Below are 7981 nucleotides of genomic sequence, written 5' to 3' on the forward strand. Positions count from 1 at the left end.
GCCTCCGACGCAAAGGCGTGCCCCCCGCCCGCCTAGGCAGGTCGCCGTGGTGCTGCTGACGCTCGCGGTGGATGCGATCGGCATGGGCGTCGCGGTGCCTGTGCTGCCGCAGCTGCTGCGGGCGATCGGGTACGGCGCCGCGAACGTGCCACTGCTGATCGGCGTGCTGATGACGTGCGCCGCGCTCATGCAGTTCGTGTTCGGGCCGCTGCTCGGCACGCTGAGCGACGCAAAGGGAAGGCGGCTGGTGCTGCTGGCAGCCCTGTTCGGCAACGCGACGGCATTCCTGCTGCTCGCCGCCGCGCGCGACTTCGCGTGGTTGCTCGCCGGCCATTTGCTCGTCGGCGCCACCGCGGCCAGCACGGGCGTCGCGACCGCCTATCTCGCCGACGTCACACCGCCCCACCTGCGCGCCGCGCGGTTCGGCTTCGCGAGCGGCGTGGTCGCCCTCGGTCTCGTGGCCGGCCCCGCGTTCGGCGGCCTGCTCGGCACGCTCGGGCCGCGCGCGCCGTTCTACGCGGCCGGCGCGCTTGCGCTCTGCAACGGCGCGTGCGCGCTGTTCGCGCTGCCCGAGAGCCTGCCCGCGACGCGGCGCAGCCCGTTTGCGCGGCGGCGCGCGAATCCGTTCGGCAGCCTCGCGCTGCTGCGGCAGGACAGTGACTTTCGCCGGCTGTCGTTCGCCGTGTGCTGCGGCATGATGGCCTACGGCATCTTCCTCACCTGCTTCGTCATCTCGAACGAGCATCGGATCGGATGGGGACCGAGAGAGAACGGCCTGGCGCTCGCGATGCTGGGTCTCGGCATCGCGCTCACGCAAAGCTTCGTGCTGCCGCGCCTCGTGTCGCGGCTCGGCGAGCGCGGGACGGCGGCCGCCGGCTATGCGCTGTTCGTGCCGGCCTATCTCTGCTACAGCATCGCCGCGTCGCCTGCCGTCGTGATCGTCGCGATCGCGCTGCACGCTCTCGCGCTCGTCAGCGATCCCGCCGTGCGCACGATGATCTCGCTGCGCGCCGGCAGTGACCGGCAAGGCGAATATCAGGGCGCGCTCGTCTGCCTGATGGGATTGGCCGCATCCTGCGCGCCGCTCGCCGGCGCGAACCTGTTTCACTTCTTTGCGGGGCCATCGTCCCCGCTTCGCCTTCCCGGTGCACCCTTCCTGGTTGCCGCGGCGCTGTACGCGCTGTCGCTCGCCGCCATCCTGCGCGGCGGCTCCGGCGCGCACGCGCGCGCTCCGGCACCGTCGCTCCCACCCTACGCTAGAGAGGATAGCCATGACTAATCTGCTCGACGATCCCGACGGCACGTTCGTCGTGCTGTCGAACGCCGAAGGACAACACTCGCTCTGGCCGGCGTCGATCGCGCCGCCCGCCGGCTGGAGCGTCGTGTTCGGACAAGCCGCGCGTCAGCCCTGCGTCGACTACCTCGATGCGCACTGGACCGACCTGACCCCGCGCCGCCCGCACGCCGCCTGACGTCGCGCACGCGCACGCCGACGCTTCACCGCGGAACGCGGACGCCGCGCGCCGCCGTCGCGGCGGCGATCGCCCGATCACGCGCCGCCCAACGAGGACACGCCGACATGACGAACGAGTTCGCCCTTCCATCCCACCCGCTGCTGCCTGCGCAGCAGGAAATCTGGTTCGCGGAGCAGCTCGCGCCGGGAACCAGCGCGTACAACACCGCCGCCTATCTCGACATCGACGGTCCGATCGACGCCGGACGCTTCGACGCGACCGTCCGCCGCCTCGTCGCCGAAACCGAGTGTCTTCGCGTCGCGTTCGCGGAGCGCGGCTCGATACCGGTGCAGATCGCGCGCGCACGCGACGACCGGGACGTCGTCCATCTCGATTTCGGTTTCGCGGACGATCCGCACGAAGCCGCCGAGGCATGGATGGCCGCCGATCGCGTTCGCCCGACGGATCTCACCCGCGATCCGCCGTTTCGCTTCGCGCTGCTGCGCGTCGCGCCCGACCGGTTCTACTGGTATCTGTTCTTTCATCACATCGTGATCGACGGGTTCGGCATCTCGCTGCTGATCCGGCGCGGCGCCGAGATCTACACGGCGCTCGCCGCCGGCGAGACGCCGGCGCCGGCGCCGTTCGGCACGCTCGCCGACCTGCTTCGGATCGACGCGGCATATCGCGCGTCGCCGTCGTTCGCGCTCGACCGCGAGTACTGGAGCGCGCGGCTCGCCGGCCGGCCGTCGCCCGCGAGCCTCGCGAGCGACGCGAATCCCGGCGAGTTCTCGCCGCTCGGCCGGTTTCGCCGCGAATGGGAGCGCCTGTCGGCCGACACGAGCCGCGCGCTGCGCGCGCTCGCGCAGGCCGAAGGCACGGGCGTCCCGCAATTGATGATCGCGCTGGCGGCCGCCTATCTGCATCGCGCGCTCGGCCAGGACGAAATCGTGGTCGGCATGTCCGCCACCGCGCGCACTGGGCCCGACCTGCGCAAAACGCCGGGCATGTGCGCGAACGTGCTGCCGCTCCGTTTCGCGTTCGACGCGGCGACGTCCCTGCGGGCCGTCGCGCGCCAGGCCGCGCGAGAGGTTCGGCAGGCGCTGCGCCATGCGCGCTACCGCAGCGTCGAGCTGTTCCGCGACGCGCAGCAAAAGGGCGAGAGCACCCGCCTCTTCGCGCACGTCGTCAACGTGATGACATTCGACTTGGACGCCCATTTCGCCGGCCATCGCGCGCGCTTTCGCCACTTGTCGGCCGGCCCGGTCGACGATTTTTCGTGGACCGTCTACGCCCACGGCGGCGACGAGGAGCTGTGCATCGCGTTCGACGCGAACGCCGCGCAGTACGGCGACGACGAGCTCGGCCGCCACCGGGAACGCTTCGTGCGGCTCATCGAGGCGGCAGTGGCCGAGCCCGCGCGGCCAGTCGCGACGATCGCGCTGACGAGCGCCGCGGAGCGGCACCGCATCCTGCACGACTGGAATGCGGTCGTCACGGCGCCGACGGGTACCGTGCCGGCCGCGTTCGAGCAGCAGGCGGCCGCCACGCCGGACGCGATCGCGCTCACCTTCGGCACGCAGCACCTGTCCTACGCGACGCTCAACGCACGCGCGAATCGCATCGCGCACCAGCTGATCGCGCTCGGCGTCGGTCCCGGCGCGATCGCCGCCGTGTGCGTGCCCCGCTCGGCCGAGCTCATCGTGGCGCTGCTCGCGATCCTGAAGGCGGGCGCCGCCTATCTGCCGCTCGATCCTGACTATCCGCCGGAGCGGCTCGCGTTCATGCTCGCCGACGCCAGGCCCGCTGCGACGCTGACCACCGCGGCGCTTGCGGCGCGCGGCGGCGGCGGCGGCGACGTGCTGTATGTCGACAGCCCCGCCGAAAACGACGCATCGCCCGCCGCCGCACACGATCCGGCCGACGGCGACCGGCTCCGGCCGTTGCTTGCGTCGGACCCGGCGTACGTCATCTATACGTCCGGGTCGACCGGCAAGCCGAAAGGCGTCGTCGTGCCGCACGCCAACGTGATCCGTCTGTTGACGAGCACCGATCGATGGTTCGGCTTCGGCGCCGACGACGTCTGGACGCTGTTCCATTCGTGCGCATTCGATTTCTCGGTATGGGAATGCTGGGGGGCGCTGCTACGCGGCGGCCGGCTCGTGATCGTGCCGTTTCCGGTCAGCCGCTCGCCCGTCGAATTTCTGAGCCTCCTCGCGCGCGAGCGCGTGACCGTGCTGAATCAGACGCCGTCGGCGTTCCAGCAGCTGATGCAGGCGGATCGCGACGATCCGGCGCTCGGCCGGTCGTTGCGGCTGCGCTACGTGATCTTCGGCGGCGAGGCGCTCGACATGCGCAAGCTCGACGACTGGTACGCGCGCCACGCCGAAAACGCGCCGCAACTGATCAACATGTACGGCATCACGGAGACGACCGTGCACGTCAGCTATCTCGAGCTGACGCAGCGCATGGCCGCCGAGCCCGCTCACAGCCCGATCGGCAGCAAGATTCCCGACCTGCGCCTCTATGTCCTCGACGGCGCGCTCAATCCCGTGCCGCCCGGTGTCACGGGCGAAATCTACGTCGCCGGCGCGGGACTCGCGCTCGGTTATCTCCGACGACCAGGCCTGACGGCGCAGCGCTTCGTCGCGGACCCGTTCGGCGCGCCGGGCGCGCGCATGTACCGCTCCGGCGACCTCGCGCGCTGGCGCGCCGACGGCACGCTCGACTTCATCGGCCGGCAGGACGATCAGATCAAGATCCGCGGGTTTCGCGTCGAGCTGGGAGAAATCGCCCACGCGCTGATGCGGCACGAAAGCATCGCGCAAGCGGAAGCCGTCGTTCGCGAGGACCGGCCCGGCGAGAAGCGCCTCGTCGCCTACGTCGTCGCGGCGGCGGGCTTTTCCGCGCAGCCGCAGGCGCTGCGCGAGGATCTCTCGCGGCATCTGCCCGAGCACATGGTGCCCTCCGCGATCGTCGCGCTCGATGCGCTGCCGTTGACGCCGAACGGCAAGCTTGATCGTCGCGCGTTGCCCGCACCTGTTTTCTCGAGCCACGGCACGCGCACGCCCGCCGGCGAGCAGGAACGCGCGCTTTGCGTGCTGCTCGCGGACATTCTCGGCGTCGACACCATCGGCCCGGACGACAATTTCTTCGAGATGGGCGGCGATTCGCTGGCCGCGATGCGCGTCATCAATCGCGTGCGGGCGACATTCGGCGTCAAGCTGTCGATCCGCGAGCTGTTCGCCGCGCCGAGCGTCGCACGGATCGCGCCGATCCTCGACGCGAAACGATCACCGCCCGCGCGCGCCGAGGCGCACGTCGTGCAGAACGCATGAGCCGGCACGGCATCGGGCCGTCCGATTTTTCAACGAAGCCGGTGACCGCCGATCAACGAACGTCGACCGCAGCCTGCTCGCTCGGTTGTGCGCGCGGCGCATCGAGTCCGCTGCGATTCGTCCTGCGCGTGACGTTCTTTCAGATCGCGGAATCGGCAGTCATCCAAGGCAGCGCCGGGCTTGCCCGGGGCACGCGGCGCGCCGTTCAGACGAGGAGCAAACGTGGTGAGGAAAAGCAAATACACCGACGAGCAGATCGCCGATGCGCTGAGGCGCGCGCAGCAGGGCGCACCGATAGCGGACGTATGCCGCGATATGGGGATCAGCGAAGCGACTTTCTACAACTGGCGCGCCAAATTCGGCGGCCTGACGCCGACGAAGGTGAATCACGTCAAGCAACTGGAGAAAGAAAACGCGAAGCTCAAGCGGCTCGTCGCAAACCTCTCGCTCGACAAGGCGATGTTGCAGGATGTCCTGTCAAAAAAAGCCTGAAGCCTTCCCGGCTGCGCGAACTCGCCGTCGACCTGATGCATCGCTTCGACGCGAGCCAACGCCAGGTGTGCGCGGCGCTCAAACTTTCGCGTTCGGTCTTCAGCTATCGGCCGATCGCACCCGACTCGAGCAAGCCTGCGGCGCGCGTCGGCGAAATCGCGCAGGCAGGCAGACGCCACGGCTACCGCCCTCTGCATCTGCCGAGCCGGGAAGGCTGGCGAGACGCTCACGCGCGCATTCCGCGCGCGCATGGCGAGCAGGGCTCGCCGCAGGCAGGCAAGCGGCCGCGTTCCGAAGAAACCGACTAGCCGGGCAACCCGAACAACCAGTGAACAGGTTCGTCCGAGCGTCGGTGGCCCAGGCGCGGCTTCGCGCCGGCCGGGCGTGCGCTCTCTTCATGCGCGCGTGAAGCGGAGCACGCGGGTTCTTGCCGTGCCAAGAACCCGCATGCTCCGCCGTCTCGGCGGCCGCCCGCCAATCGATCGGCCGCGTTGCGCAAATGCGCGTCGCGTTTGTCCCTCGATCGGGCGGTGGCCGGCAAATTCGTTCGACGACGCCTCGCGCCGCCGCACATCCGCCGAACGGTCCGCATGGCATGCGCATCACCGGCACCGAGGCGGGTCGCGGCCGGCCGCCGCCATGCGGCCGGCCGACATCGCCCGCGCGCCGAGACGGCGCGTCGCGCACGCCAGGCAGTCGCGGGCGGCGAGCCGCCCGTCGCGCATCACGCATCGACCGCCGGCACGTTCGAGCGCTCGACGAACCGCGGCTCGCGCCGCCACTGCGTCGCCTGCTCGAACGCGTAGCCGAGCGCGAGCAGCCGCGCCTCGCTCCACGGCGCGCCGACGAACGACACGCCGACCGGCAAGCCGCGCACCAGCCCCGCGGGCACGGTCAGATGCGGAAAGCCCGCGACGGCCGCAGGCGTCGAGAAGCCGTCGGTGCCGCTGTCGCCGTTGATCAGGTCGATCAGCCATGCGGTGCCCTCGGTCGGCGCGACGAGCGCATCGAGCCGCGCGTCGCGCAGCACGCGCGCGAGCCCCTCGTCGCGGGCGCGGCGGCCGCAGCGAGCGAGCGCGTCGCGATAGGCCGCCGCGTCGAGCCCGCCCGCTTCCTGCGCGCGCAACAGCAGCTCCTGCCCGAAGTACGGCATCTCCTTCGCGCGCTGCGCCGCGTTGAACGCGATCACGTCGGCGAGCGTGCGCACGCGCGCATGCGGCGCGAACGCGCGCAGCCACAGCGGCAAGCCGTGCTTGAACTCGTGCAACAGCACGGTCTTCTCGTCGTCCTCGTAGTCGGGCTTCGGCAGGTCGACGGGATCGATCACCACCGCGCCGAGCCGCTGCATCCGAGCGATCGCGCGCTCGATCTGCGCGTCCACCTCGTCATGCCCGGTGAAGAACGCGCGCGCGATGCCGATCCGCGCGCCGCGCAGCGCGTTCGCGTCGAGCGCGGCGACGTAGTCGGCGGGAGGCGGCGCGCCCGCCGTCGCGGGGTCGTTCGCATCGCCGCCCGCGAGCGCGCCGAGTAGCCGCGCCGCGTCGCGGACCGTGCGCGCGATCGGCCCCGCCGTATCCTGCGTGTGCGACAGCGGCACGATCCCGTCGCGGCTCACTCGCCCGACGGTCGGCTTCAGCCCGACGCAGCCGTTGATCGCGGCGGGCGACACGATCGAGCCGTCGGTCTCGGTGCCGACCGCCATCGCGACGAGCCCCGCCGCGACCGCCGCCGCCGAGCCCGAGCTCGATCCGCTCGCCGTCCGGTCGAGCGCGTACGGATTGCGCGACAGCCCGCCGCGCCCGCTCCACCCGCTCGTCGAGCGCGTCGAGCGGAAGTTCGCCCACTCGCTCAGGTTGGTCTTCGCGACGATCACCGCGCCCGCGCGCCGCAGCCGCGCGACGAGATGCGCATCGCGCGTCGCGCGCACGCCGTCGAGCGCGAGCGAGCCGGCCGTCGTCGCCATCCGGTCGCCCGTCGCGATGTTGTCCTTCAGCGCGACGCTCACGCCGTGCATCGGGCCGCGCACGGCGCGCGCCGCCCGCTCGGCGTCGAGCGCGTGCGCGATCGCCTCGGCGTCCGGATTCAGTTCGATGATCGCGTTCAGCCGCGGGCCGCCGCGATCGATGCGCGCGACGCGCTCGAGCGTCTCGCGCACCGCCTGCGCCGCGCTGCGCTCTTCGCGCGGCGACACAAGCGCCGATTGGCCGCCGCGCTCGCCGCCAGCGGTCGTCGCCGATGCCGGCGCGCTCGCGAGCACCACATGCGCCGAACTCAGCGCGCCGAGCGAGTGAAGGAAATGGCGTCGTTTCATTCGAGTACGTCCTGAGTACGTCCTGTTGTCGTGATGCGGCCGGGGCCGGGCCGGGGCCGGGGCTGACGGCGCGGGTGTCGCGCGTCGCCGGGCGCACGCGCCGGTGGAGTGTAGGCGAAAGGCAATCGATGCGCACGCAACGTTCGCGCGCCGGGCGAAGCGATCTCGCCGCTTCGCGCCGTTCATAGTGAACTTCCGCGACGAATCGCGATCCCTTTATCGCGTGTCGTCGCGTGTCGTCGCGTGTCGTCGCGTGTCGTCGCGTGTCGTCGCGTGTCGTCGCGTGTCGTCGCGTGTCGTCGCGTGTCGTCGCGTGTCGTCGCGTGTCGTCGCGTGTCGTCGCGTGTCGTCGCGTGTCGTCGCGGGTCGTCGCGGGTCGTCGCGGG

Annotated in this window: 4 protein-coding genes and 1 pseudogene; 4 read left to right on the forward strand and 1 reads right to left on the reverse strand. The window is 71.2% G+C overall.

Going from position 1 to position 7981, the window contains the following annotated elements; translation table 11 throughout:
- The first annotated feature begins 46 nt into the window (after positions 1–46).
- From WS91_RS03355 to WS91_RS38100, 4 genes and pseudogenes are all read left to right on the forward strand, one after another.
- A complete protein-coding gene (locus tag WS91_RS03355) occupies positions 47–1279 on the forward strand; it encodes an MFS transporter (RefSeq protein ID WP_231751965.1) in 1233 nt (410 codons plus the stop codon).
- Positions 1272–1472 (forward strand): MbtH family protein, encoded by a 201-nt coding sequence (locus WS91_RS03360; protein ID WP_038752032.1) that lies wholly within the window; start codon positions 1272–1274, stop codon positions 1470–1472. The genes WS91_RS03355 and WS91_RS03360 overlap by 8 nt, the downstream gene beginning before the upstream one ends.
- 107 nt (positions 1473–1579) lie before the next feature.
- On the forward strand, positions 1580–4792 hold the full coding sequence (locus WS91_RS03365; protein WP_059669747.1) for a non-ribosomal peptide synthetase: 3213 nt from the start codon (positions 1580–1582) through the stop codon (positions 4790–4792).
- A 225-nt stretch (positions 4793–5017) separates the two neighbouring features.
- Positions 5018–5442: pseudogene (locus WS91_RS38100) on the forward strand (transposase); the annotation flags it as partial.
- 566 nt (positions 5443–6008) lie between these two features.
- On the opposite strand, the gene WS91_RS03380 reads toward WS91_RS38100, so the two are convergent.
- Positions 6009–7595, reverse strand: coding sequence for an amidase (locus WS91_RS03380; protein ID WP_059669748.1), 1587 nt, complete (start codon positions 7593–7595; stop codon positions 6009–6011).
- Positions 7596–7981: the final 386 nt, after the last annotated feature.

Source organism: Burkholderia sp. MSMB1498, assembly GCF_001526245.1.
Lineage (GTDB): Bacteria > Pseudomonadota > Gammaproteobacteria > Burkholderiales > Burkholderiaceae > Burkholderia > Burkholderia savannae.